The sequence below is a fragment of the Georhizobium profundi genome, assembly GCF_003952725.1.
GTDB classification, from domain to species: Bacteria; Pseudomonadota; Alphaproteobacteria; order Rhizobiales; family Rhizobiaceae; genus Georhizobium; species Georhizobium profundi.
Map to the genome: position 1 here is coordinate 245,337 of NZ_CP032509.1, position 24,511 is coordinate 269,847.

The following is a 24,511-nucleotide window of genomic DNA, read 5'->3' on the forward strand; positions in this document are numbered from 1 at the left end:
CCTGACCGCACCGGAACGGACTAAGTCTTTTTCCGCAGCCGGATGATCACGTCGACATGGGCGATTTCCATGCCCTCTGGTGGCTCCGGCAGATTGCCGACCTCGACATCGCCGGTGTCGATGTCCAGCACTTCGCTGTCGCCTTCGACGAAGAAATGGTGATGGTCCGACGTATTGGTGTCGAAATAGGTCTTCGCCGTTTCGACCGCGAGAACACGCAGCATGCCGGCTTCGGTGAACTGATGGAGCGTGTTGTAGACGGTCGCGAGCGAGACCTGAACGCCGGCGCGAACTGCTTCCTCGTGCAGATCCTCAGCCGTCAGATGGCGATCGCCCTTGGCAAACAGAAGCCCGCCCAGCGCAATGCGCTGCCGCGTCGGGCGCAGACCTGCATCGCGCAGGCGCACGTCGATCGAGCGCGTCGGGCAAGAGAAGGCTTCCATGGCATTCGGCGTCGCGGTCATGGCACTCATTATCAGGGTCAATCCTTGCTTAGGATATAACTTTTCCGGCAAGCGCATGCAATAGAGCCCACTTTGACGCGCATGGACACTGCGCCTGAATGCCTTGCGCACTGGTGCTTGAGATAAAGTTCGGTTAAGCGGTGGGCGCGAATTGCCGAGGGTTCAATCCCGCGGCAACGGTATGATAGGGTCGGCCGCTCCCGTCGAACTGACGTAGGGGAAGTTTTCGAGCGAGCGGCGCGCCGAGGAGATGCAAGCCTTCATGGATAAGAAATCCAGTTACGATTACGAGGACATCCTGCGATGCGGCCGTGGGGAGCTGTTCGGACAGGGCAATGCGCAGCTTCCGCTGCCGCCGATGCTGATGTTCGACAGGATCACCGAGATTTCGGAAACGGGTGGTGAGTTCGGCAAAGGCTTCGTGCGCGCGGAGTTCGACATCAAGCCGGATCTCTGGTTCTTTCCGTGCCACTTCCAGGGCGACCCGGTCATGCCTGGCTGCCTCGGCCTCGATGCGATGTGGCAGCTGACCGGATTCTTTCTCGGCTGGCTCGGCGAGCCGGGTCGTGGTCGGGCAATCTCCACGGGCGAAGTGAAGTTCACCGGAATGGTCACGCCCGAGACGAAGCTCGTCGAATACGGCATCGACTTCAAGCGCGTGCTGCGCGGCCGCCTCGTGCTTGGCATCGCCGAGGGCTGGCTGAAGGCCGATGGCGAGACCATCTACAAGGCCAGCGACCTAAGGGTCGGCTTGTTCAAGGACAAGAGCGCCTGAGACCAGGGCTTGGCGCGGGTGGAGCTGGCCTGTTTAAAGGGGTCAGTCCATGCGGCCAGTCCAGCGGACAGATGAAAAAAGGAATTTCCAGATGAGACGTGTGGTTGTGACCGGGCTCGGCATCGTGTCCTCGATCGGCAACGATCAGGAGGCGGTCACGCAGTCGCTTCGGGACGCCCGTTCGGGCATCTCCCGCTCGGAAGACTTCGCCGAACACGGCTTTCGCTGCCAGGTCTGGGGTTCGCCCAAGATCGACACGAGCGAGCTGGTGGATCGTCGTGCGGCGCGCTTTCTCTCCCAGGGCGGCGCCTGGAACCATGTCGCCATGCAGCAGGCGATCGACGACGCCGGGCTCGAACAGGGCGACATCACCAACGAGATGACCGGCATCGTGATGGGCTCGGGCGGCCCGTCCACCCGCACCATCGTGGAAGCGGCCGACATCACGCTCAAGAACGGCAGCCCCAAGCGCATCGGACCGTTCGCGGTGCCGAAGGCCATGTCGTCCACCGCTTCGGCGACGCTTGCCACCTGGTTCAAGATCCACGGCGTCAACTATTCGATTTCGTCGGCCTGCTCGACATCGGCGCATTGCATCGGCAACGCCGCCGAACTGATCCAGCTCGGCAAGCAGGACATCGTTTTCGCCGGCGGCCACGAGGATTTGCACTGGTCCATGTCGAACCTCTTCGACGCCATGGGCGCCATGTCGTCGAAGTACAACGACACGCCGGAATCCGCTTCGCGCGCCTATGACGCCAACCGCGACGGCTTCGTCATCGCCGGTGGTGCCGCCGTCCTCGTCATGGAAGAGCTGGAACACGCCAAGGCACGCGGCGCGAAGATCTATGCCGAACTCGTCGGCTACGGCGCAACGTCGGACGGCTACGACATGGTCGCTCCATCCGGCGAAGGTGCGGTGCGCTGCATGCGCCAGGCGTTGAAGACTGTCGACGGTCCCGTCGACTACATCAACACCCACGGCACATCGACGCCCGTCGGCGACAGCAAGGAGATCGGCGCGATCCGCGAAGTCTTCGGCGACAAGATCCCCTTCATCTCGTCAACGAAGTCGCTCACCGGCCATTCGCTCGGTGCGGCGGGCGCGCAGGAGGCGATCTACTCGCTTCTGATGATGCAGGCGGGTTTCCTCGGCAAGAGCGCCCATATCGAGACGCTCGATCCCGAGTTCGAAGGCATGCCGATCCTGACCGAACGCCGCGACGACGTGAAGATCGATCGGGTTCTATCGAACTCCTTCGGCTTCGGCGGCACCAACGCGACGCTGGTCTTCCAGCGCTACGAAGGCTGAAGGCAGGATCGATCGCATGAAGACCGACATCATGAACGGAAAGCGCGGCCTCATCATGGGGGTCGCCAACAACCATTCCATCGCCTGGGGCATTGCCAAGGCGCTGCGCGCTGCCGGCGCGGAACTTGCCTTCACCTATCAGGGCGATGCATTCGGCAAACGCGTGAAGCCGCTTGCCGCCGAGCTCGGCTCCGACATTCTTCTGCCGTGCGACGTGGAGCAGATCGAAACGGTCGATGCCGTCTTCGATACGCTGAAGGAAAAATGGGGCACGCTTGACTTCGTCGTGCACGCCATCGGCTTTTCGGACCGGAATGAACTGAAGGGACTCTATGCCGACACCACGCGGGACAATTTCTCCCGCACCATGGTGATCTCGTGCTTCTCCTTCACCGAAGTCGCCAAGCGCGCTGCGGCCATGATGAACGAAGGCGGCTCGCTTCTGACGCTCACCTATGCCGGCTCCACCCGCGTCATGCCCAACTACAACGTCATGGGTGTCGCCAAGGCAGCACTCGAGGCAAGCGTCCGCTATCTCGCTGCGGATTACGGCCCGAAGCAGATCCGCGTGAACGCGATTTCAGCGGGTCCGGTGCGCACGCTGGCCGGCGCCGGCATTGCCGATGCGCGGGTCATGTTCAGCTACCAGGCACGCAATTCACCCATGCGGCGCACCGTCACGATCGACGATGTGGGCTCGTCTTCGCTTTACCTTCTTTCGGACATGTCGCGCGGCGTGACGGGCGAAGTTCATTTCGTTGACTCGGGTTACCACATCACGTCGATGCCCGTGCTGGACGAGCTCAAGCGGCAGGACCCGGAAGAAAGCGAATAGGGTTCATCTGGAAGAGCAGCCAAGTAACGCGTAGTAAGCCACAGGCGTTCACGCACACGTTACCAATTTGTAATCTTCGTCATCCTTGAATCGCCATATTCCCAGAGCCAAATTGATGTCATCGGCAACACGAAATCTGCCGGTGTCCGGCTCTACTGGCTTGTCCCCCGCCACTGCCGGACATAGGGACAAAGGCCTCATCCCCCTCTCCGGGCCTTTGTCCGATCTATAGGAAGCCGTCGCGACACCGCCCCCCGTCGCGGCGGCTTTTCTTTTGGCCGGACGCGGCTATGGTCCCACGCAAATCAGTTGCTTTGAAATCCTGCGAGGATCCGTCCCATGTCCCTGTCCGCACCTGCGCTCGAGCGCGCCGACGCCAACCTTCCGGCAAGCCTGGAGCGTCTGTTCGATCTCATCCGCATCCGCTCCATCTCCACCGATCCTGCCTACAAGGACGAGTGCCGCAAGGCGGCCGCCTGGCTGGTCGCGGAACTTTCGGCGATTGGTTTCGACGCATCGGTGCGCGACACGCCGGGCCATCCGATGGTGGTGGCGCACAACAACGAAGCGGGTGAAGCTGCCCCGCATGTTCTTTTCTATGGCCATTACGACGTTCAGCCGGTCGACCCGCTGAACCTTTGGGAAAACGACCCGTTCGAGCCGGCCGTGCGCGAGGCGAAGTCGGGCCGCAAAGTCATCACCGGTCGCGGCGCCGCAGACGACAAGGGTCAGCTGATGACCTTCGTCGAGGCCTGCCGTGCCGTGCGCGAGACGGCCGGCAAGCTGCCGGTCCGCGTCACGATCCTGTTCGAAGGCGAGGAAGAATCCGGCTCCCCGTCGCTCAAGCCCTTCCTCGAAGCCAATGCGGCTGAGTTGAGGGCCGATTTCGCGCTCGTTTGCGACACCAATATGTGGGACGCGGAAACGCCGGCGATTTCGGCAGGCCTGCGCGGGCTCGTCGGCGAAGAGATCACCATCACTGCCGCAGACCGCGACCTGCATTCGGGCTATTTCGGCGGAGCGGCCGCCAATCCGATCCACATCCTCTCGTCGATTCTCGCCGAAATGCGCGATGCCGATGGCCGGATCACGATCCCGGGATTCTACGACGGCGTCGAGGAGACGCCTGACGAGATCAAGGCGATCTGGGACAAGCTTGGGCGTTCTGCCGAAGACTTCCTCGGCGAAGTCGGTCTGAAGAAACTTGCCGGCGAAAAAGGCCGCTCGGTGCACGAACTTACCTGGGCCCGGCCCACGGCGGAAGTGAACGGCATCTGGGGCGGCTACACCGGCGAAGGCTTCAAGACAGTCATCGCGGCGCAGGCGTCTGCCAAAGTCTCGTTCCGCCTCGTCGGCGCACAGGATCCGGCGAAGGTGCGCGCTGCATTTCGCAAATTCGTCGAGGAGCGCATTCCAGAGGATTGCTCCGTCAGCTTCCACGAGCATGGCGGCTCGCCGGCGATCCAGCTGCCCTATGATTCGCCGCTTCTGAACACGGCCAAGGATGCACTTTCGGGCGAGTGGCCGAAGCCTGCGGTGATGATCGGCATGGGCGGGTCGATCCCGATCGTCGGCGATTTCCAGAAGCTGCTCGGCATGGATTCGCTGCTGGTCGGCTTCGGTCTCGCCGACGACCGCATCCATTCGCCGAACGAGAAATACGAGCTGACATCGTTCCACAAGGGCATCCGGTCCTGGATCCGTATTATGGACGCGCTAGCAAACCAGCCGGCCTGAGCCGACGTTCGCCCTACTCTCCGGGAACCATGCGGTCGGCTTTTTGCCGGCCGCCCTCGTTTGAAAGCCTCGCCCAGGCTGGCCGCTCGAACAGGAAGCGGCCGAAGCCCGTCCACTGGACGATCATGTAGAAGACGATCGGGCCGCTGACCGCTGCGATCCAGACGAGCAGCGATATCGTGCCGACGTCCGTGATGATCCCGAGACGGATCAGGATGACGCGGGCGATCGCCATCGGCAGGAAGAAGGCGAGATAGATCACGATCGAGTGGGCGCCGATCCAGCGCAGCCCGTTGGCCCATGAAACCCGGGCGAGTAGGCCGGAGATCGCGATCACGGCCAGCGTGCCGATGCTCCCTGCCAACAGCGAGATGCCGGGAAGGTCGGCCCATTTCGGCGCCTTGTCTTCCCAAGTGAACGCCTGGGCGTAGCCTGCGAGTGCTGCGGGTGCGATCCCGAAGGCCAGTACCCCGTTCACCAGAGCCCAGACACAAAGCGCGCCGGCGGTCAGAGCCGAGTTGCGCGCGGTCCAGCCTTCGAAGGCGAACACCCGCGCCGCAAGCGCGTAGCCAGCGAAGAAATAGACGTATCGCGCGGCGAATTCGTCGAAGATCACGCTTCCGGTCGCGATCGGCATGATTTCCATAACCGCCGCCCAAGCGAGCACGAGCCAGACCGGCAGGCCCTTCACCAACCGGGTGAACAGGAAGAAGACCGGCAGGATATAGATGAACCACAGCGTGCCGAAGGGCTGCAAGAACGCCGTGAGATAGGCGCCGAGCGCTGCACCCGCCCCCTCTTCCATGGCGATGCCCGGGCCCTTGAATGCGAACTGGATGGTCAGCCACAGCACGTAGAAGTAAGCGAAGTGCACGACCTTCCGGTCGATGTAACGGCCCCACGGCGCATCGATGGTGCGCGCGAGAAACAGTCCCGAGATCAGGAAGAAGGCCGGCATGCGGAACGGCCGGCAGAATTCGACGACCGGGTGCAGCCAGCCGGGAACGCCCATCGCCGCCTCGACGCCGAGCACCGAGTGCATCATTACGACCAGCAGGATGGAAATACCCTTGGCATGGTCTACCCAGTCGACGCGGGTGGGCCAATCGACGCTGCCGGGCCCGTCGACGCGGGCAGGGTGCTGCGGTGCAGGGATCGTCATCTCGGTCGTCTCCAATCTGTGGAGCGACACTAACCTCGCGCCTCTTGGCAATTGCTAAAGGCGGGCGCCATGCGGCCCATCAACGATCTGTGTGGTTAAGGCACCGTTGCGGGGCTCGGGCGAATTGGAGCGGTCGTTTGAGGCCGCGGTGCTGCTGGGATCTCTGAAGCAGCCGGCGAAGCGGCCCGCGCTCGGGCAGCTGCACCCGAAGGCGGCATGGGAGGCCCGACGACTGGCGCGGGCTCGGATGTCCCAGTCGGGCGCGTCGTGGCAGGCGCGGGGTTGCGACGCACGCCTGCTGGCTGTTGCGGTGACGACGCTGCGGCAGCCGGCGTGGCCGGGGCCGCCGGGGCGATCCCAGGCGTGTTCGCGGCTGGAGAGGCCGGGGTGGCAGGCATCAGCGCAGCGGGGGTGGTCGGCGCCGTGGTGACTGGCGGGATCGTGGCTGGCCTGGTTCGGACCTGGCCCGGTGGGGGTGCGACCTCGCCGGGCGGCACCGGCGGCTCGTCTTCCTGGCCATCGAACCAAGCTCGCGCCCATTCCGGCACCGCGCATTCGTAGAGATAGGTGACCATCGAGGTTGCCTGTGCCTCGTTGTCGATTTCGGACACGAAGCGGCGCACGCCCCAGCGATAGCCGGCGCCGAGCGCATACTGGCCGACGCAGCGATAGACGCGCGTCTGAACCGAGAAGCTCTCGCGATACTCCCATAAGAAGCCAGCAAGGCGCACGGCGAGACCATAGCAGCCGGCAGTCGGGCCACAGGCGGTACTGAGCGAGGTTCCAAGCCGCTCCATGATGCCAGCCCGCTCGGCAGCCGGCAGGTTTTCCGGCTCGGTTTCGCCGGTCGACGCACAGGCGGACAAGGCGATACTGGTCGCCAGAAGCAAGGGAAGGGCAATCAGACGCACGGCGAGGCCTCGGGGCAAGAGCATGGTTTGCGGCGCGAAGGCACTCCAACCATAGCGCCCTCCTTGCCTGCGAATGGTGGCCATCGCGTGATCGCGCAACACCGATCTTGCCAAGGGCGACAAAATCGGCACGCTGCAAGGCCGGCCGATGAGGGGCCCATGTACTTGCTCGCAACGCTGCTCTAGTCCCACCCCATGCTCCAGATCCGTCGGACTTTCCTGCACGCTCCCTGCTCCACCGGCCTGATCGTCGGCACTCTGTTCTTCGCGGCCTCGCTGACGCCAAGCCTTTTGCCACGCGACTTTCTCATGCAGGGCATTCTCTCCGGGTGCTCCATGGCGGCCGGCTATGGAATCGGAAGCTTCGGGCGATGGCTCTGGTCCTATCTTGAATTGCCCGAGCTCGACGAGGACCGCACCCGCCGTGCGCTGCGCGTCGTCTCGGTGCTGTGCGGCATCGTGGCCTTCACCTATCTCTGGCTCGCCTCCGATTGGCAGAACGCCATTCGCCGGCTGATGGAATTGCCGCCGGTCGACACGGTCCAGCCCTTTCGCGTGGGCCTCATCGCGCTCGCCATCTTCGCGCTGCTGCTGCTTATCGCGCGCATCTTCAAGACGGTGAACCACATCTTCGCGCAAAAGCTGAAGAGCTTCATCCCGCGGCGGGTGTCGAACGTGCTGGGGCTCATTCTGGCGGCAGCGGTGTTCTGGGCGCTGGTCGACGGCGTGCTCTTCCGGTTCGGACTGCGCGCCGCTGACGCCTCGTTTCAACAGATCGATGCCCTCGTCGACGATGCCCTTGCGCGCCCGCAACTTGCTCTAAAGACCGGCAGCACGGCATCGCTCGTCACATGGGAGGATCTTGGGAACCGGGGCCGCGAGTTCGTCGCTACCGGGCCGAGCGCCGCGGAGATCGCGGAATTTACCGGCGACAGCGCCGTCGAAGAGCCCATCCGCGTCTTCGTCGGGCTGAATTCCGCCGAGACGATCGAGGAAAGGGCACGGCTTGCGTTTGACGAGCTGATCCGTGTCGATGCCTTCGAGCGCACCAACCTCGTCATCATCACACCGACGGGCACCGGATGGGTGGACCCCGCCGCCATGGATTCGCTCGAATATCTTCTGCGCGGCGACGTCGCCAGCGTTGCGGTTCAATATTCCTACCTCACGAGCTGGCTTTCGCTGCTCTTCGAGCCGGGTTACGGCGCAGACACGGCGAGCGCGCTTTTCGATCTGGTTTACGATTATTGGCGGCAACTGCCGGAAGATGGACGGCCGAACCTTTATCTCTACGGCTTGAGCCTTGGTGCCCTGAATTCCGACCTATCCGTCGATCTCTATGATGTGATTGGCGATCCTTTCCAGGGCGCCCTCTGGAGTGGCCCGCCCTTCTCGACCGCCACCTGGCGCAACCTGACGGCCGACCGCAATCCCGGCAGCCCCGCATGGCTTCCCAGGTTCCGGGACGGCTCGGTCGTGCGCTTCACCAACCAGACGAACACGCTCGACGAGGCGGAGGCCCCGTGGGGCCCGCTCAGGATCGTGTATCTCCAATATGCGAGCGACCCGGTCACCTTCTTCGATCCGCCGAGCGTCTACCGCGAGCCGTCCTGGATGCAGGCGCCGCGCGGCCCGGACGTTGCAGACGAATTCCGCTGGTTCCCGGTCATCACGTTCCTGCAACTGACCGTCGATCTCATGGCGGCGACCACCGCGCCAATGGGCTACGGCCACGTCTATGCGCATGAGCACTACATTGATGGTTGGATGGAGGTGACAGAGCCGCAGGGCTGGACGCCGGCGGACATCGACCGCCTGAAGACGTTCTTCATCGAGCAGAGGCAGGAAGCCGGCGACTAAAATTCGGGCAAGAAAAAAGCGGGGTCTGTCTAGAACCCCGCTTCCTCAACGATCAGCCGAGACTGCCAGTACATCCGTGGTCAATCCGTGCGGATCGTCAGCCGCGCACTCGACACCATCCAAAACCCGGCCCGAAGGCCGTACCCAGATCGTGGAGCGCGCGGCGTTGAGCCTGAAGTGGGGTGGGCTCTCTCGAATTACAAGAGGCGGCTCACGGGTTGGGTGACCCGGACCCTTAAGCAACGACGAAAGAGCATCCTTAACCCCACCTTAAATCGCCGCATTTTAGTTTCACAGGCACATTTCCCGCAGAAACATTTGAGTAGTTCGTTGCCATGGCCCCAAGACGCAGCACCAGCAGGCGGATCGAGCCGTCGCTCGAGGGCGCGCGGGCTTCTAGCGGGGGCCAGGGCGATTTTCGGGTGGAGCGCAATGACCGCGTGAGCGGTGGCGGGCGAAGCACTGTATCGCCCAAGCGCAGCGCCGCGTCGTCCAGCCGCAAATCAGGTGGCGGGGGCGGCAATGGTGGCGGCGGGCGGCGCGGCCGCAAGCCGCGGCGCGGCGTGTTCGGGATGATGCGCACGCTTGTCTACTGGTGCTTCGTTCTCGGCATCTGGGGCGCGCTCGGCGTCGGCGGCATCGTCGCCTATTATGCTGCGCAGATGCCCAACGCCTCGACCTGGAGCATTCCCGACAGGCCGCCGAATGTCCGCATCGTATCGGTCGGCGGCGAGGTTCTCGGCAATCGGGGCGCCACGGGTGGCGAACAGCGCGGCTTGTCCGAGATCTCGCCCTATATCCCGCAGGCGGTGATGGCGATCGAGGATCGGCGCTTCCAGAGCCATTTCGGCATCGATCCGATTGGCCTGGCGCGCGCCATGGTCACGAACCTGGTTGCCGGCGACGTCGTGCAGGGTGGTTCGACCATCACGCAGCAGCTGGCCAAGAACCTCTTTCTGACGCCTGAGCGCACGGTTGAGCGCAAAGTGCAGGAAGTGCTTCTTGCGCTCTGGCTCGAGCATGAATTCACCAAGGATCAGATCATGGAAATGTATCTGAACCGGGTCTATTTCGGCTCCGGCGCCTACGGCGTGGAGGCTGCTGCGCGGCGTTATTTCGACAAGACGGCCGACGAGGTCACGCTGGCCGAGGCAGCCCTCCTCGCCGGGCTTTTGAAGGCACCGTCGCGGCTTTCGCCGGCGCGCGATCCGCAGGCGGCGGAAGAGCGCGCCCAGGTGGTGCTGCAGGCCATGCGCGATTCGGGGTATGTCACTGACGCCGAAGTCACCACGGCCATGACGCAGTCGCCGACGCGCGCGCCGAGCTACTGGACGGGTGCTGAGCACTATGTCGCCGATGCCGTCATGGACCAGTTGACCGAGGTGATCGGCGCCGTCGAGACCGACCTGGTCGTGACCACCACGATCGATTCGCAGTTGCAGGATCTCGCAGAAGACGCCGTGGTCGACGCGATTTCCACGCGCGGCGGAGAGCTTGCCGTCACGCAGGGCGCGCTGATCTCGCTTGATGCGACAGGCGCGGTGCGCGCCATGGTCGGCGGTTACGACTACGCGAAGAGCCAGTTCAACCGTGTCACCGATGCGCGCCGCCAGCCTGGTTCGGCCTTCAAGCCCTTCGTCTATGCGAGCGCGCTGGAAATGGGGTTCGGCCCCTATTCGGTGCGCCAGGATGCTCCGATCCAGATTGGCAACTGGTCGCCGGAAAACTACGATCAGAAGTTCCACGGCCCGCTGACGCTCGCGCAGGCGCTGGCTCGCTCGACGAACACCATCGCCGCGCAGCTCGTCATGGAGACGGGACCGGAGAATGTCGTGGCGCTCGCCAACCGCCTCGGCATCAAATCCACGCTGACGCCGAACGCTTCGATTTCGCTCGGTACGTCGGAAGTGACCCTGCAGGAACTGACCGCGGCTTATGCGCCGATGATGAATGGGGGCTACAAGGCAGAGCCCTACATGATCGCGCGCGTCGAGACGCTGGACGGCGACCTCATCTATCAGCGCACAGCGACGCAGCCCGAGCGGGTGCTCGATGGCGATGTCGCAGCGATGATGAATGCGATGCTGGCCGAAGTGGTGCGTTCCGGCACCGGGCGCAATGCGCAGATGAGCGGTTGGCTTCCGGCCGGCAAGACGGGCACGACCCAATCGTTCCGCGATGCGCTTTTCGTCGGTTACACGAGCAATCTCGTGACGGGCGTGTGGTTCGGCAATGACGATGGGAAATCCATGAACCGGGTCACCGGCGGCGGGCTGCCGGCCGAAACCTGGCAGGCTTTCATGAGCGGCGCGCATCGCGGCGTTCCGGCGGCGCTGCTGCCCGGCGTCCGTCCCGATGGCGTGATCGATCAGGGGCCGGGATACGGCCCCGTGCCGCCGGACGGCATCGGCGACATCATCGCCGGCCAGGATGACCCCTCCGGCTGGGGCATCGACATTCTCGGCGGATCGGCGCGCGTCACCTCGCCGCGAATCAACGAAGGCGCCCCCATGCCGCCGGCTTCCGTCGGTGAAGGCAACTGGGACGCACAGCCGACGGGCGCCACGCAACCGCGCGCGACGACCCTGCTCGACCTCATCCTCGGCAACTGAGGCCACCAGAAGCCTTCTCGACCGACGCCTCGGCGTCGGCTTGAAGTGCTTGCATGTTGTCGCTCATCCAGCGCCTTGCAGTCTAAAAAACCCGTTCTTATATACGCCGAAACCTGCTTGGCTCTGCTGTTGACGCCAAGCTCGCCACAACCGAACACCAATCCCGCTAGGGGCCGTCGAACGGAACGCCACAGAGGGTCCGGACGGCTCGCTTCAAGGAGAGAGAAGAACAATGGCTAAAGTTATCGGTATCGACCTCGGAACCACGAACTCCTGCGTCGCTGTCATGGACGGCAAGGACGCCAAGGTGATCGAAAACGCGGAAGGCGCGCGCACGACGCCGTCCATGGTTGCTTTTTCCGATGATGGCGAGCGCCTCGTCGGCCAGCCGGCCAAGCGCCAGGCGGTGACGAACCCGGAAAACACGCTTTTCGCGATCAAGCGCCTGATCGGCCGCACCTTCCAGGATCCTACGACCCAGAAGGACAAGGGCATGGTGCCCTACAAGATCGTGAACGCTCCGAATGGTGACGCCTGGGTTCATGCCAGCGGCACCGACTATTCGCCCTCGCAGATCTCCGCGATGATCCTTCAGAAGATGAAGGAAACCGCTGAAAGCTATCTCGGCGAAAAAGTCGAGAAGGCCGTCATCACGGTTCCTGCTTACTTCAACGACGCCCAGCGCCAGGCCACCAAGGATGCTGGCAAGATCGCCGGCCTTGAAGTGCTGCGCATCATCAACGAGCCGACCGCTGCCGCGCTTGCCTACGGTCTCGACAAGAAGGACGGCAAGACGATCGCCGTCTACGACCTTGGCGGCGGCACGTTCGACGTGTCCATTCTCGAAATCGGCGACGGCGTCTTCGAAGTGAAGTCGACGAACGGCGACACCTTCCTCGGCGGCGAAGACTTCGACATGCGCCTCGTCGAGTACCTCGCAGCCGAGTTCAAGAAGGAACAGGGCATCGACCTGAAGAACGACAAGCTCGCCCTGCAGCGCCTCAAGGAAGCTGCTGAGAAGGCAAAGATTGAGCTGTCGTCCTCGTCGCAGACTGAAATCAACCTGCCGTTCATCACGGCCGACCAGTCGGGTCCAAAGCACCTGACGATGAAGCTTTCGCGCGCCAAGTTCGAAAGCCTCGTCGACGACCTCATCCAGCGCACCGTGGCTCCATGCCGCGCGGCGCTCAAGGATGCCGGCATGCAGGCAGGCGAAATCGACGAAGTCGTTCTCGTCGGCGGCATGACGCGCATGCCGAAGGTGCAGGAAGTCGTGAAGTCGTTCTTCGGCAAGGAGCCGCACAAGGGCGTCAACCCGGATGAAGTCGTCGCGCTCGGCGCCGCCATCCAGGCCGGCGTTCTGCAGGGCGACGTCAAGGATGTCCTGCTGCTTGACGTGACCCCGCTGTCGCTCGGCATCGAGACGCTCGGTGGCGTCTTCACCCGCCTGATCGATCGCAACACGACGATCCCGACGAAGAAGTCGCAGACCTTCTCCACAGCCGAAGACAGCCAGAATGCCGTCACCATCCGCGTCAGCCAGGGCGAGCGTGAAATGGCGGCCGACAACAAGCTGCTCGGTCAGTTCGATCTCGTCGGCATTCCGCCGGCGCCGCGCGGCGTGCCGCAGATCGAAGTCACCTTCGACATCGACGCCAACGGCATCGTCAACGTTTCGGCCAAGGACAAGGGCACCGGCAAGGAGCACCAGATCCGCATCCAGGCATCCGGCGGTCTGTCCGATGCCGATATCGAGCAGATGGTGAAGGACGCCGAAGCCAACGCCGAAAGCGACAAGAAGCGCCGCGAAGGCGTGGAGGCGAAGAACCAGGCCGAAAGCCTGCTGCATTCGTCCGAAAAGTCGCTCAAGGAATACGGCGACAAGGTCTCTGCCGAAGACCGGAAGTCCATCGAGGATGCGATCGCGGATCTGCGGTCGGCTCTCGACGCTTCCGAGCCCGACGCCGAAGCCATCAAGGCGAAGTCGCAGACCCTTGCCGAAGTGTCGATGAAGCTCGGCCAGGCCATGTATGAGGCCAGCCAGGCAGAAGCGGCAGCAAACGATGCCCAGCGCGATGCAGCGCAAGATGGGGATAACGTCGTCGATGCGGACTTCGAAGAGGTCAATGACGACGACGACAAGAAGAAGTCGGCTTAACTTCAACTGAGAGATCCCGGCAGCCCATGAGCGGCGGCCGGGATCGTCAGACGTGTGGGGCTGGCATTCAATGGCGAAAGCAGATTTCTACGAGACGCTCGGGGTCCAAAAAGGGGCCGACGAGAAAGAACTGAAAAGCGCCTATCGCAAACTTGCTATGAAGTACCACCCCGATCGCAATCCCGGCGATGCGGAGGCGGAGCGCAAGTTCAAGGAAGTCGGCGAAGCTTACGAGACGCTGAAGGATCCGCAGAAGCGGGCCGCCTATGACCGCTTCGGCCATGCCGCTTTCGAGCAGGGTGGTCCCGGTGGCTTCGGTGGTGGTGGCTTCGGCGGCGCAGGCGCCGGCGGCTTCTCCGATATCTTCGAAGACATCTTCGGCGAGATGATGGGTGGCGGCGGTCGCCAGCGTCGCTCTGGTGGCGGCGGAAGCGGTCGCGAGCGTGGTGCCGATCTGCGCTACAACATGGAAATCAGCCTCGAAGAGGCGTTCCATGGCAAGACCGCCCAGATCCGCGTCCCCTCGTCCATCCAGTGCGACAATTGTTCGGGCTCCGGCGCCAAGCCGGGCACGCATCCGACGACGTGCACCACCTGCTCGGGCAGCGGCCGCGTGCGGGCAGCGCAAGGGTTCTTCTCGATCGAGCGCACCTGCCCCACCTGCCAGGGTCGCGGGCAGACGATCAACGATCCCTGCCCGAAATGCTCCGGCCAGGGCCGCGTAACGGAAGACCGGTCGCTGTCGGTCAATATTCCGGCCGGCATCGAAGACGGCACCCGGATCCGGCTTGCGGGCGAAGGCGAAGCGGGGCTCCGCGGCGGGCCATCCGGCGACCTTTACATCTTCCTGTCGGTGAAGCCGCATGAGTTCTTCCAGCGCGACGGCGCCGACCTTTATTGCGCCGTGCCGATCTCGATGACGACCGCCGCACTTGGCGGCCAGTTCGACGTCGTGACGCTCGATGGGACCAAGACAAGGGTCAAGGTTCCGGAAGGCACGCAGTCCGGCAAGCAGTTCCGCCTGCGCTCCAAAGGCATGCCGGTTCTGCGCTCGCAGCAGTCCGGTGACCTCTATATTCAGGTTGCCATCGAGACGCCGCAGAACCTGACGAAGCGCCAGCGCGAGTTGCTGACTGAGTTCGAGCAATTGTCGTCGAAGGAGAATAGCCCGGAATCCTCAGGCTTTTTCTCGCGCATGAAGGATTTCTTCGATACGCTCAGCAATTGATTGCCGGCTGCTCCAGGCAGCCGGTCATCCATTGCGGGCCTGGCGGCTCGCTGTTACACCGGGCATGACCTTCCCTTAGGGAAGGTCATGCAGTGTTCTGAGGAGAGGCGATCCCTGGCTCTCCGCCAACGGGAAGAGGATATCGCCATGGTCGGCACTTTGACACGGAAACTGTCCAAGCGCTTCGATGACGAAATCCGGTTTTTCAAGGGATGGATGGATGGCCCCAAGGCTGTGGGATCGATCGTCCCGACCTCGGCCGTTACCTCCAGGCGAATGGCGAGTGTCATCGACACGACCTCCGGCCTTCCCGTTCTCGAACTCGGCCCGGGCACGGGCGTCGTCACCAAAGCGATCCTCGAGCGCGGCGTCTCGCCAAACAAACTCGTCTGCGTCGAATATTCGGATGATTTCGTCAGCCATGTCCGGCGGCTGTTTCCGGGCGTCAACGTCATCCAGGGCGACGCTTTCGATCTCGATTCCACGCTTGGACCGCTTGCCGATCAGACATTCGATTGCGTCGTGTCCGGCATTCCGCTTCTCAATTTTCCGATGCCCGAGCGCATCGCGCTGATCGAGGACCTTCTCGGCCGCATTCCAGCCGGTCGACCGGTCGTCCAGATCACCTACGGCCCCCGCTCACCCGTTGCGCCTGGGCGCGGCAACTACGTGGTCGAGAAGTTAGATTTCGTGGTGCGTAATATTCCGCCCGCCCATCTCTGGCTCTACCGCCGCCCGATCTGACCCCAGCACCTGCCTTCTGCGATGACCCCCAAGATCCTCGTTTTCCCCGGCTCCAACCGAGAAGGCTCGTTCAACGCGAGCCTCGCCGCCGCCGCCGCCCACGCCCTGACGGTGAAAGGGGCCGACGTGACGCGCATTTCGCTGGCCGACTATCCCCTTCCGATCATGGACGAAGACCTTCAGAAGCGTGACGGCGTGCCCGAGAACGCGTTGAAACTCGCTCGGCTCATCGCTTTACAAGACGGCCTCTTTCTCGCCTGCCCGGAATACAATTCGTCGATCCCGCCTCTGTTGAAGAACACGATCGACTGGGTCAGCCGCGTGTCGACCGATGCCGGACGGCCGCTTCGCGCCTGGCGCGGCCGTGTCGTTGCACTCGGTTCGGCGTCGGATGGTCAATTTGCCGGCATTCGCGGGCTCTATCACGTGCGCTCGGTGTTGATGAATGTTGGCGCGCAGATCGTCACCGAGCAGTGCTCGGTCTCGCGGGCGTCTACCGCCTTCACCGAGGACGGCCAGCTTGGCGACGAACGTAACGCGCGGATGCTGGACGCAGCCTGCCAGTCACTCATCGATCATTGCCGGGCAGTCGCAAACCGCTAGAGCCTTGCAGGGCAAGGCGACGCATGCCAGTAGAAGCCCAGTAAATTGCAGCCGGAATGGGCAACGCGCGATGTCAGCACCCAGCAGAAACCTCTCGACCGGCCCGGCCATCGCCGATCCGCGTGACAGGTTGATCGTCGGGCTCGACGTCCCGACGCTGAAAGACGCTGAAGCCATGGTCGCGACGCTCGGCGACACGGTTTCCTTCTACAAGATCGGCTACCAGCTGGTCTTCGCCGGCGGGCTGTCCTTCGCGAGAGACCTTGCGGCATCGGGCAAGTCGATCTTCCTCGACATGAAACTTCACGACATCGACAACACCGTTGCCAAGGGCGTCGAGAACATCGCTCAGATGGGCATGACGATGCTGACCGTGCATGCCTATCCTAAGGTGATGCGCGCTGCCGTCGACGCTGCCAGGGGCTCCGGCCTCTGCATTCTCGGGGTTACGGTGCTGACGTCCATGGACGAGGCCGACACAAAGGAAGCCGGCTATGCATTGTCGCCGGCAGACCTCGTCAGCCGCCGCGCGCAGCAAGCGGTCGACGCGAACATGGGCGGCATCGTCTGTTCACCGGCGGAGGCAAAGGCCGTGCGTGCCATTATCGGCCCGGACATGGCTTTGGTGACCCCCGGCATCCGGCCGGTTGGAGCCGAGGCCGGAGACCAGAAGCGGATCACGACACCAGCCGATGCCATTCGGGCCGGATCGAGCCATCTCGTGGTTGCCCGCCCCATCATCAAGGCAGACGATCCCAAGGCAACGGCAAGCGCGATCATCGCGGAAATTGCCGCCGCCAACAGGCAGCACTGAAAAACGATTAGCATTCAACGAGGAGGAAAAGACCATGGCCAAGGCTTACTGGATTGCACGCGTGGATGTGCGTGATGCGGAGCGCTACAAGGACTACGTTTCGACCGCCAAGCCGGCTTTCGAGCGCTATGGCGCCAAATTCCTGGTGCGCGGCGGCGATACCCATGTTCTGGAAGGCGGCGCACGCGCTCGCAACGTCATTATCGAGTTTCCTTCCGTGGCCGACGCCAAGGCGTGCTATGAAAGCCCGGAATATCAGGCAGCCGTAGCCATCCGTCAGGAAGTTGCCGATGCTGACATGATCGTCGTCGAAGGCTATGAAGGCTGATCGCCCGACCTAATTACACTTCATCATCGCATCCACGGGAACGCGCTCACATGACGACGATAATGCCCCATCCCAAGCTGGTTACCGTGTTTGGCGGCAACGGATTCGTCGGGCGTCACGTCGTTAGGGCGCTGGCCAAGCGTGGCTACCGGGTGCGCGTCGCCTGCCGTCGCCCGGATCTCGCCGGCCATTTGCAGCCACTCGGCGCGGTCGGCCAGATCATGGCCATGCAGGCCAATCTGCGCAATCGCCCGTCGATCGACCGCGCCGTCGAAGGCGCCGATCACGTGATCAACCTGGTCGGCATTTTGCACGAGAGCGGCCGCAACATGTTCGACCCCGTGCAGGCGTTCGGCGCTCGCGCGGTTGCCGAAGCTGCCCGGGCTGCCGGTATTCCGCTCAGCCACATGTCGGCGATCGGCGCCGATTCCCAGTACTGGTCCGACTATGCCCGTACCAAGGGCAAGGCGGAGGAGGCCATTCGCGAAATCAAGCCGGATGCGCTCATCGTCCGTCCGTCGATCATCTTCGGTCCTGAAGACAATTTCTTCAACAAGTTCGCCGACATGGCGCGTGTTGCGCCGTTCCTGCCGCTGATCGGCGGCGGCCATACGAAGTTCCAGCCAGTATACGTCGCGGATGTCGCAGAGGTCTTTGCACGTCACGTGGATGGATCAATCGAAGGCGGCCAGACGCTGGAATTGGGCGGTCCGGAAGTGCTGACCTTCCGCGAATGCCTCGAGACGATGCTCAAGGTGATCCAGCGCAAGCGCCGCTTCATCACCATTCCCTGGTATCCCGCAACGGTGCTGGGTGGCATCTTCAGCCATCTTCCGCTGATTACGCCGCCGATCACCGCAGATCAGGTCACCCTTTTGAAGCGTGACAATGTGGTCTCGGAAGCGGCGAAGCGCGAGGGGCGGACACTTGAGGGCGTCGGCATCAAGCCGACCCTGCTCGAGGTCATCCTGCCCACCTATCTTACGCGCTTCCGCGTCCAGGGCCAGTTCACCAAGCCCGACGGGCCGACAGCGCAGAAAAGCAACTAATTCTTTGAGGAACCGTCTCGCGGTTCCTCAAGATCGTCGGGACTTAAGCCGCCCACCAGAGGGCGGCGAGGCCTACCGTGCCGACAAGAATGCGCCAATAGGCGAATGGCGCGTAGCCATGGCGTGATACGAAGTCGAGCAGCGACCGTACGACCACGACAGCTGCAACGAACGCCGCCACGAACCCGACGGCGATGATGGTGAAATCGTCTGCGCTCAGGATGTCGCGGTTCTTGATGAGGTCGAGCGTGAAGGCGCCGGCCATGGTCGGCATCGCCAGGAAAAACGAGAATTCCGCAGCCGAGCGCTTGTCGGCACCATTCACCAGCGCGCCGACGATCGTCGCGCCCGAGCGCGACGTCCCCGGTACCATGGCGAGGCACTGGAAAAAGCCGATCTTCAGCGCAAGCGATGCCGGAAACTCCGCGACATTCGTGTAGCGCGGGGAAAGCGCCATGCGGTCCACCCAAAGCAGGATGAAGCCGCCGACGATCAACGACACGCAGATCACCACGGGCGTTTCGAACAGTACGGTCTTGATGAAATCATGCGCTAGAAAGCCGATACCGGCGGCTGGCAGGAAGCCGAGCAGCACGATCAGGACAAATCGGCGTGATTCGGCGCTTGTTGGCAAGGAACGGGCAATCCACCACAGGCGGTGGGAGTAGACGGTGAGGATGGCGAGGATCGCCCCCACCTGGATGAGCACCTCGAAGCTGTTGCCGGTGGAACTGAAGCCGATGGCGCGGCCTGCAAGCAGCAGATGTCCGGTCGACGATACGGGAATGAATTCCGTCAAACCCTCTAACAGGCCGAGCAGAAGCGCTCCGACAATCGTTTGTTCACCCATGCAAATGTCCTGTAGTTTTTTGGCCGGAAGTGGCGCCAGAAGTGACGAAAGAGGCGCCGGCTTGTCTTCGGTGGAGCGAGCCCCTATAGCTGCTTCGTCGGAAGCGTAGCCAGAAAAACATTAAAATTCGGGCATACCGACCTTTTCATGAGCTTTTGAAAGCCGTTTGCGTAATGCCGACACTCTACCACCATCCGATGTCGTCCGCTTCCCGGTTCATCCGTCTGGTGCTTGGCGAATACGGTTTCGAGTATGATCTGGTCGAAGAGCAGCCTTGGGAGGGCCGGCGCGAGTTTCTTGCGCTCAACCCCGCGGGCACGCTGCCGGTCTTTCTGGACGATTCCATGCGTTCGCTCTGCGGCGCGGTCGTCATTTCCGAGTATCTCGACGAGACGCATGGCGCACTGAAGCGCGACCGGCGGCTTCTGGCCGAAAACAGTTTCCAGCGCGCCGAGATCCGGCGGCTGGTGGAGTGGTTTCTGGTCAAGATGGAGCAGGACGTGACGCGCCACCTCGCCCGCGAGCGCGTCTTCAAGCTGCAGATGCCGACGGCGCAGGGCGGCGGGGCTCCGGATTCCAAGCTGATGCGCGCCGCGCGCGGCAATATCCGCCAGCACATGAAGTACCTCACCTGGCTCGCCGGCTCACGGCCTTGGCTTGCGGGCGACCGGCTGAGCTACGGTGACCTGGCGGCAGCGGCTTCGATTTCCGTCCTCGATTACCTTGGCGAGATCGACTGGAGCGAATTCCCCCAGTCCAAGGACTGGTACCAGCGCATCAAGTCCCGGCCGTCCTTCCGGCCGTTGCTCGGCGATCGCATCCGCGGCGTAACCCCTGCTTCGCATTACGCCGACCTTGATTTCTGACGCGGTCAAGCCTTGGATCGTCCGACCGTCTCACTAAATGAGCGTCAGGCACGCCGGCGGGGTGCGGTCGAGGCAACAAGCGAAGCGGCAGAACACGATGGCATCGCGCCTGGCCAATCGGCCATCGTCCAGCAACACGAATAACCTTGAGGCGACCGAGCTTGCTCGGCTTGTTCGTCAGGCCGCGCTTGAGGAAGGCTTCGACGCTGTGCGCATCGTTGCGCCGGACGCGATCGAGAGCGCAGCCGGACATCTTGCCAGCTTCATCGCCGAGGGTCGGCACGCGACCATGGACTGGATGGCGGAGACAGCCGAGCGGCGCGGCGATCCCCGTGTGCTCTGGCCAGATGTGCGCTCCGTCATCATGCTGGCGATGAACTACGGCCCGGAGCATGACCCTCTCGCCAATCTCGCATTTCCGGACCGGGCAGCGATCTCGGTCTATGCCCAGAACCGCGATTATCATGATGTCATCAAGGGCAAGCTGAAGACGGTCGCGCAGAAATTTGCCTCGCGGGCCGGCGCCGACGTCAAGGTCTTCGTCGATACCGCACCCGTCATGGAAAAGCCGCTTGCCGAAAAGGCTGGCCTCGGCTGGCAGGGCAAGCACACCAATCTCGTCAGTCGCAAATTCGGGTCTTGGCTGTTCCTCGGGTCGATCTTCACCACCGCCGAGCTCGTCGCCGACGAGGCCGAAAGCGACCATTGCGGCTCCTGCCGCGCCTGCCTCGACATCTGCCCGACCAACGCCTTTCCGGCGCCCTACCAGCTCGATGCGCGCCGGTGCATCTCCTACCTCACCATTGAGCACAAAGGGACGATCCCAGAGGAGTTTCGCCGGCCGATCGGCAACCGCATCTATGGCTGCGACGACTGCCTGGCCGTCTGCCCGTGGAACAAGTTTGCTGAGACGGCGCGCGAAGCCAAGCTCAAGGCGCGGGACGACCTGAAGGCGCCTTCCATCGCCGATCTGCTTGCGCTCGACGACACCTCGTTTCGCCAGCACTTTGCCGGCTCACCGATCAAGCGCATCGGGCGGGACCGTTTTGTCCGCAATGTGCTGATCGCTGCCGGAAACAGCGGCCTTGCCGAACTGTCGGCACATTGCGACCCACTTCTCGCCGATCCCTCGCCGCTGGTGAGGGCTATGGCTGTGTGGGCCACGGCCGAGCTCGCTGACGCGGGGACGCTGCGTCACAAGGCCGGACATCATCTCGAATCGGAAGCCGACCCCGTCGTGCGCGCCGAATGGACGCGCGCACTGGACCGGCAGACACTGCAGGAGACCATCTGATGAAACCCCGCTTGCTCATTTTCGGCGCCGGCTATTCCGGCCAGGCCATCGCGAAAGCTTTCAACGGGCGGGCCGAATGGATCGGCGGCACCACCCGCAGTGGCGGCAAGTTCGAGGCGCTGCGCTCGTCCGGCGTGGAGCCCTTTCTGTTCGACGGCACGACCCTTTCGGACGAGCTTGCGGCGGCGATGCAGACGACGACGCATCTCGTGCAGTCGATCGCGCCTGGCGAGATGGGTGATCCGCTGCTCGGCCTGATCGGCAACGATCTCAAGACTCACTTTCCCGCGTTGCGTTGGGTCGCCTATCTCTCGACCGTTGGGGTCTATGGAGACCATGAAGGGGCCTGGGTGGACGAGGCCTCCGACTGCCATCCGGTCTCCGATCGATCGATCATGCGTCTGACCGCCGAAACCGCATGGTCCGACGCGGGGGTAAGCGCCCATTTGCCCGTAGCGATCCTGCGCCTTTCCGGCATCTACGGGCCGGGTCGCAACGCCATTCTCAACCTGCAAAACGGCACCGCCAAGCGGCTGATCAAGCCTGGCCAGGTATTCAACCGCATCCATGTCGAAGACATTGCCGGGGCAACGCGCCATTTGATGGCGCACGAAGCGGCCGGGATCTTCAATGTGACCGATGATGAACCGGCGCCGCCGCAGGATGTCGTGTCGTTTGCTGCCGAATTGCTGGGCGTGCAACCGCCGCCGGAACAGGATTTCGGCACGGCGGAACTTTCTCCCATGGCACGTAGTTTCTATGGCGAGAACAAGCGCGTTTCGAACGTTCGATTGAAGGAAACTGGCTACGTTTTCCGCTTTCCCGATTACCGGACCGCGCTCCGCTCTTTAGCAAATACGGAAAGATTGGCCGGCAACCCTTTGCCGGCACAGTAATATTCCGATTCAGAGCGTGACCGGGCGTGCCCGGTTCTCGCCCCATTTGCCCCGTTCCTCGCAAGGGTCAACGGGGTAATTGTTTATGAAATTTCTAAAGGTTTCGGCCGCAGCAGCCGCTATCGCTGCGTTCGCACCCATTCTGCCGCCATCTTCGGGGAATGTCGCACAGGCCCAGGAACAATGCGGGCGCGCTTCATGGTACGCGCTCACATCCATGACCGCTTCTGGCGAACAGATGGATCCGGGCAAGCTGACCGCCGCTCACCGCAATCTGCGCTTCGGCACCAAGGTCCGCGTGATCAATCAGAACAATGGCCGTTCGGTCGTCGTGCGCATCAACGACCGCGGTCCTTTCATAAAGAACCGGGTCATCGACGTCTCCCGCGCGGCTGCCAGCGAACTTGGCTTCGTCAGCGCAGGTGTCACGAGCATCTGCTACCAGATCATCAGCAGCTGATACCGCCTCTGGTGATCAGGCCGCGAAGGAGCGGGGTCGGCGGCTAGCTGCCACCTGCTCGCGGGCGGCTTCGATACGGAACTGGGCCATCTGCTCGGTGAGGCGCACCGCCTCGCCTCTCAGCGCGTGGGTTTCGGCCGTTGTTTCTTCCACCATGGCTGCGTTGCGCTGCGTGATCTCGTCCATCTGATTGATGGCGCTGTTGACCTCGGCCAGGCCGGTCGACTGTTCGCGCGCGGCGGAAGCGATTTCCGTCACCAGCGCATTGATGTCCGAAATGCGCTGAATGATTGAGTTCAGGGCCTCGCCTGTGGAATCCACGAGCGTCACGCCGGAGCGCACCTGCTCGGACGAAATGGTGATCAGGCCCTTGATTTCCTTGGCCGCGGCGGCGCAACGCTGAGCCAGCTCGCGCACTTCCTGTGCGACAACCGCGAAGCCACGACCCGCGTCACCGGCGCGTGCTGCCTCGACGCCTGCGTTCAATGCCAGGAGATTGGTCTGGAACGCGATTTCGTCGATCACCACGATGATCTTGGCGATCTCATCCGACGAGGTCTCGATAGCCCCCATGGCACCGACCGCCTTGGCGACGACCTCGCCCGAGCGATCCGCTTCTTCCTTGGCCTTGTCCACGACGTGAGCAGCCTTTTGTGCGCTGGCCGCCGTCACCTTGACGCTTTCCGTCAACTGATGAAGCGCGGCGGAGCTTTCCTCCAGGCTCGCTGCCTGCTGTTCGGTGCGATGCGACAGATCGTCGGCCGCCTGGGAAATGCTGTCGGCGCCGATCGAGATCTGATCGGCTGCCCCGCGCGCATCCGATATCGTGCCTTTCAGGGACTGGACCGCGTTGTTGTAGTCGTTTGCCATCCCGCGGAAATTCTCCGGCAGATCACTGGGCATGTGGCTTTGCAGATCGCCTTCCGCCAGCGCCTGGAGCGCGCGGCCGAACGCGGCCATGGCGACTGACTGATCCTCTTCCGTCTTGAGCCGCGCCTCTTCGGCTGCCTTGCGCTCGTTTGCGAGCGTTTCGAGATAGACCGAGATGGCATAGTCCATGTCGAGGAGCGCGGCTTTCACCACGACGGCAATGTCGGCTGCAAGCGGCGCGCGGCCGGAGCGGCCAAAGCGCGACGGCCAGCGTTCCCGCACGATGCTGGCGATTAGATCCTCGATGACGAGCGCATAGCCGCCGATGTACCAGCGGGGCTCCAGTCCCAGTCTGGCATGGGCACGACCGACCTTGTTGACGCCATCCACATAGGACGCGTCATATTCGGCCTTCGCGATCACATCCCAATGGCTTTCCTGCCGCGCTTTCGCACCCTTCATCTGGCCTTCGTTCGAGAAGAACTGGCTGGTCTGCGGGGTGGCGCGAACCTTGTCGTAGAATTTCGCCATTGCGTCGCCGATCACTGCGGCGATGATCGGCTGCAGGCTCCGCATCCGATCGCGTGCGGCCTTGTCGATGCCAATGAAGTCCAAGCGCTCGTTGAGCGCGTCCGTGCCCTGTGCCATGCGGCATCCCCGAAACGACTGCGATGAGAAGACAT

Annotated in this window: 22 protein-coding genes; 17 read left to right on the top strand and 5 right to left on the bottom strand. The window is 63.0% G+C overall.

All coding sequences use genetic code 11. From position 1 onward, the window contains the following. Window positions 1-20: 20 nt before the first annotated feature. A complete protein-coding gene (gene irrA / locus D5400_RS01205) occupies window positions 21-464 on the bottom strand; it encodes an iron response transcriptional regulator IrrA (RefSeq protein WP_280988310.1) in 444 nt (147 codons plus the stop codon). Between the two features lie 262 nt (window positions 465-726). On the opposite strand from irrA, the gene fabA reads away from it, so the two are divergent. The 4 genes from fabA (at window position 727) to D5400_RS01225 (ending at window position 5,123) form a co-directional block, all read left to right on the top strand. Then, on the top strand, window positions 727-1,239 hold the full coding sequence (gene fabA / locus D5400_RS01210; RefSeq protein ID WP_126006871.1) for a 3-hydroxyacyl-[acyl-carrier-protein] dehydratase FabA: 513 nt from the start codon (window positions 727-729) through the stop codon (window positions 1,237-1,239). 91 nt (window positions 1,240-1,330) lie between these two features. Continuing rightward, window positions 1,331-2,551, top strand: a complete 1,221-nt coding sequence (fabB, locus tag D5400_RS01215) for a beta-ketoacyl-ACP synthase I (protein ID WP_126006873.1) — start codon at window positions 1,331-1,333, stop codon at window positions 2,549-2,551. A gap of 16 nt (window positions 2,552-2,567) precedes the next feature. After that, window positions 2,568-3,386 (top strand): enoyl-ACP reductase FabI, encoded by an 819-nt coding sequence (gene fabI / locus D5400_RS01220; RefSeq protein WP_126006875.1) that lies wholly within the window; start codon window positions 2,568-2,570, stop codon window positions 3,384-3,386. A gap of 339 nt (window positions 3,387-3,725) precedes the next feature. Further along, complete coding sequence (locus tag D5400_RS01225; protein WP_126006877.1) at window positions 3,726-5,123, top strand: dipeptidase; 1,398 nt, start codon at window positions 3,726-3,728, stop codon at window positions 5,121-5,123. Window positions 5,124-5,136: 13 nt separating this feature from the next. Here the strand turns inward: D5400_RS01225 and D5400_RS01230 are convergent, their stop codons facing one another. Both D5400_RS01230 and D5400_RS01235 read right to left on the bottom strand, forming a co-directional pair. Then, a complete protein-coding gene (locus tag D5400_RS01230) occupies window positions 5,137-6,285 on the bottom strand; it encodes an acyltransferase family protein (RefSeq protein ID WP_126006879.1) in 1,149 nt (382 codons plus the stop codon). Between the two features lie 95 nt (window positions 6,286-6,380). Continuing rightward, a complete protein-coding gene (locus D5400_RS01235; RefSeq protein ID WP_164527753.1) occupies window positions 6,381-7,196 on the bottom strand; it encodes a hypothetical protein in 816 nt (271 codons plus the stop codon). A gap of 195 nt (window positions 7,197-7,391) precedes the next feature. Between D5400_RS01235 and D5400_RS01240 the strand changes: the two genes are divergently transcribed. The 9 genes from D5400_RS01240 (at window position 7,392) to D5400_RS01280 (ending at window position 18,592) form a co-directional block, all read left to right on the top strand. After that, window positions 7,392-9,056, top strand: a complete 1,665-nt coding sequence (locus tag D5400_RS01240; protein WP_126006883.1) for an alpha/beta hydrolase — start codon at window positions 7,392-7,394, stop codon at window positions 9,054-9,056. A gap of 335 nt (window positions 9,057-9,391) precedes the next feature. Continuing rightward, window positions 9,392-11,668 carry a transglycosylase domain-containing protein gene (locus D5400_RS01245; protein ID WP_126006885.1) on the top strand — a complete coding sequence of 759 codons (2,277 nt, stop codon included), beginning with the start codon at window positions 9,392-9,394 and terminating at the stop codon, window positions 11,666-11,668. A 232-nt stretch (window positions 11,669-11,900) separates the two neighbouring features. Beyond that, a complete protein-coding gene (gene dnaK, locus D5400_RS01250) occupies window positions 11,901-13,826 on the top strand; it encodes a molecular chaperone DnaK (protein ID WP_126006887.1) in 1,926 nt (641 codons plus the stop codon). Window positions 13,827-13,896: 70 nt separating this feature from the next. Further along, window positions 13,897-15,054, top strand: a complete 1,158-nt coding sequence (dnaJ, locus tag D5400_RS01255; RefSeq protein ID WP_126006889.1) for a molecular chaperone DnaJ — start codon at window positions 13,897-13,899, stop codon at window positions 15,052-15,054. 147 nt (window positions 15,055-15,201) lie between these two features. Then, window positions 15,202-15,798 carry a phospholipid N-methyltransferase PmtA gene (pmtA, locus tag D5400_RS01260; protein WP_126006891.1) on the top strand — a complete coding sequence of 199 codons (597 nt, stop codon included), beginning with the start codon at window positions 15,202-15,204 and terminating at the stop codon, window positions 15,796-15,798. 21 nt (window positions 15,799-15,819) lie between these two features. Beyond that, window positions 15,820-16,401 carry an NADPH-dependent FMN reductase gene (locus tag D5400_RS01265; RefSeq protein WP_126006893.1) on the top strand — a complete coding sequence of 194 codons (582 nt, stop codon included), beginning with the start codon at window positions 15,820-15,822 and terminating at the stop codon, window positions 16,399-16,401. 70 nt (window positions 16,402-16,471) lie between these two features. Beyond that, complete coding sequence (gene pyrF / locus D5400_RS01270; protein WP_126006895.1) at window positions 16,472-17,215, top strand: orotidine-5'-phosphate decarboxylase; 744 nt, start codon at window positions 16,472-16,474, stop codon at window positions 17,213-17,215. Window positions 17,216-17,249: 34 nt separating this feature from the next. Beyond that, complete coding sequence (locus tag D5400_RS01275; RefSeq protein WP_126006897.1) at window positions 17,250-17,543, top strand: DUF1330 domain-containing protein; 294 nt, start codon at window positions 17,250-17,252, stop codon at window positions 17,541-17,543. Between the two features lie 50 nt (window positions 17,544-17,593). Beyond that, window positions 17,594-18,592, top strand: coding sequence for a complex I NDUFA9 subunit family protein (locus D5400_RS01280; RefSeq protein WP_126006899.1), 999 nt, complete (start codon window positions 17,594-17,596; stop codon window positions 18,590-18,592). Window positions 18,593-18,635: 43 nt separating this feature from the next. Here D5400_RS01280 and D5400_RS01285 read toward each other — a convergent pair whose 3' ends face one another. Then, the gene (locus D5400_RS01285) at window positions 18,636-19,442 is read right to left on the bottom strand and encodes an undecaprenyl-diphosphate phosphatase (protein WP_126006901.1); all 807 of its coding nucleotides are present in this window, start codon (window positions 19,440-19,442) and stop codon (window positions 18,636-18,638) included. Window positions 19,443-19,615: 173 nt separating this feature from the next. Between D5400_RS01285 and D5400_RS01290 the strand changes: the two genes are divergently transcribed. The 4 genes from D5400_RS01290 (at window position 19,616) to D5400_RS01305 (ending at window position 22,958) form a co-directional block, all read left to right on the top strand. Then, window positions 19,616-20,308, top strand: coding sequence for a glutathione S-transferase family protein (locus D5400_RS01290; protein ID WP_126006903.1), 693 nt, complete (start codon window positions 19,616-19,618; stop codon window positions 20,306-20,308). Between the two features lie 97 nt (window positions 20,309-20,405). Beyond that, a complete protein-coding gene (gene queG / locus D5400_RS01295; RefSeq protein WP_126006905.1) occupies window positions 20,406-21,602 on the top strand; it encodes a tRNA epoxyqueuosine(34) reductase QueG in 1,197 nt (398 codons plus the stop codon). Beyond that, window positions 21,602-22,498, top strand: coding sequence for an SDR family NAD(P)-dependent oxidoreductase (locus D5400_RS01300; protein WP_126006907.1), 897 nt, complete (start codon window positions 21,602-21,604; stop codon window positions 22,496-22,498). Before queG ends, D5400_RS01300 begins: the two co-directional genes overlap by 1 nt. An 85-nt stretch (window positions 22,499-22,583) precedes the next feature. Then, a complete protein-coding gene (locus tag D5400_RS01305) occupies window positions 22,584-22,958 on the top strand; it encodes a septal ring lytic transglycosylase RlpA family protein (RefSeq protein WP_126006909.1) in 375 nt (124 codons plus the stop codon). Between the two features lie 15 nt (window positions 22,959-22,973). Here the strand turns inward: D5400_RS01305 and D5400_RS01310 are convergent, their stop codons facing one another. Next, complete coding sequence (locus tag D5400_RS01310) at window positions 22,974-24,476, bottom strand: globin-coupled sensor protein (protein ID WP_126006911.1); 1,503 nt, start codon at window positions 24,474-24,476, stop codon at window positions 22,974-22,976. Window positions 24,477-24,511 lie beyond the last annotated feature (35 nt).

Excerpts from the sequence above, each read along its gene's own strand:
- fabA (WP_126006871.1), top strand. The coding sequence starts at position 727 with ATGGATAAGAAATCCAGTTACGATTACGAGGACATCCTGCGATGCGGC.
- fabB (WP_126006873.1), top strand. The coding sequence starts at position 1,331 with ATGAGACGTGTGGTTGTGACCGGGCTCGGCATCGTGTCCTCGATCGGC.
- D5400_RS01290 (WP_126006903.1), top strand. The coding sequence starts at position 19,616 with ATGCCGACACTCTACCACCATCCGATGTCGTCCGCTTCCCGGTTCATC.
- queG (WP_126006905.1), top strand. The coding sequence starts at position 20,406 with ATGGCATCGCGCCTGGCCAATCGGCCATCGTCCAGCAACACGAATAAC.
- dnaJ (WP_126006889.1), top strand. The coding sequence starts at position 13,897 with ATGGCGAAAGCAGATTTCTACGAGACGCTCGGGGTCCAAAAAGGGGCC.
- D5400_RS01285 (WP_126006901.1), bottom strand. The coding sequence starts at position 19,442 with ATGGGTGAACAAACGATTGTCGGAGCGCTTCTGCTCGGCCTGTTAGAG.
- D5400_RS01300 (WP_126006907.1), top strand. The coding sequence starts at position 21,602 with ATGAAACCCCGCTTGCTCATTTTCGGCGCCGGCTATTCCGGCCAGGCC.
- fabI (WP_126006875.1), top strand. The coding sequence starts at position 2,568 with ATGAAGACCGACATCATGAACGGAAAGCGCGGCCTCATCATGGGGGTC.
- D5400_RS01310 (WP_126006911.1), bottom strand. The coding sequence starts at position 24,476 with ATGGCACAGGGCACGGACGCGCTCAACGAGCGCTTGGACTTCATTGGC.
- D5400_RS01225 (WP_126006877.1), top strand. The coding sequence starts at position 3,726 with ATGTCCCTGTCCGCACCTGCGCTCGAGCGCGCCGACGCCAACCTTCCG.
- dnaK (WP_126006887.1), top strand. The coding sequence starts at position 11,901 with ATGGCTAAAGTTATCGGTATCGACCTCGGAACCACGAACTCCTGCGTC.
- D5400_RS01240 (WP_126006883.1), top strand. The coding sequence starts at position 7,392 with ATGCTCCAGATCCGTCGGACTTTCCTGCACGCTCCCTGCTCCACCGGC.
- pmtA (WP_126006891.1), top strand. The coding sequence starts at position 15,202 with ATGGTCGGCACTTTGACACGGAAACTGTCCAAGCGCTTCGATGACGAA.
- irrA (WP_280988310.1), bottom strand. The coding sequence starts at position 464 with ATGACCGCGACGCCGAATGCCATGGAAGCCTTCTCTTGCCCGACGCGC.
- D5400_RS01245 (WP_126006885.1), top strand. The coding sequence starts at position 9,392 with ATGGCCCCAAGACGCAGCACCAGCAGGCGGATCGAGCCGTCGCTCGAG.
- D5400_RS01275 (WP_126006897.1), top strand. The coding sequence starts at position 17,250 with ATGGCCAAGGCTTACTGGATTGCACGCGTGGATGTGCGTGATGCGGAG.
- D5400_RS01280 (WP_126006899.1), top strand. The coding sequence starts at position 17,594 with ATGACGACGATAATGCCCCATCCCAAGCTGGTTACCGTGTTTGGCGGC.
- D5400_RS01305 (WP_126006909.1), top strand. The coding sequence starts at position 22,584 with ATGAAATTTCTAAAGGTTTCGGCCGCAGCAGCCGCTATCGCTGCGTTC.
- D5400_RS01265 (WP_126006893.1), top strand. The coding sequence starts at position 15,820 with ATGACCCCCAAGATCCTCGTTTTCCCCGGCTCCAACCGAGAAGGCTCG.
- pyrF (WP_126006895.1), top strand. The coding sequence starts at position 16,472 with ATGTCAGCACCCAGCAGAAACCTCTCGACCGGCCCGGCCATCGCCGAT.
- D5400_RS01230 (WP_126006879.1), bottom strand. The coding sequence starts at position 6,285 with ATGACGATCCCTGCACCGCAGCACCCTGCCCGCGTCGACGGGCCCGGC.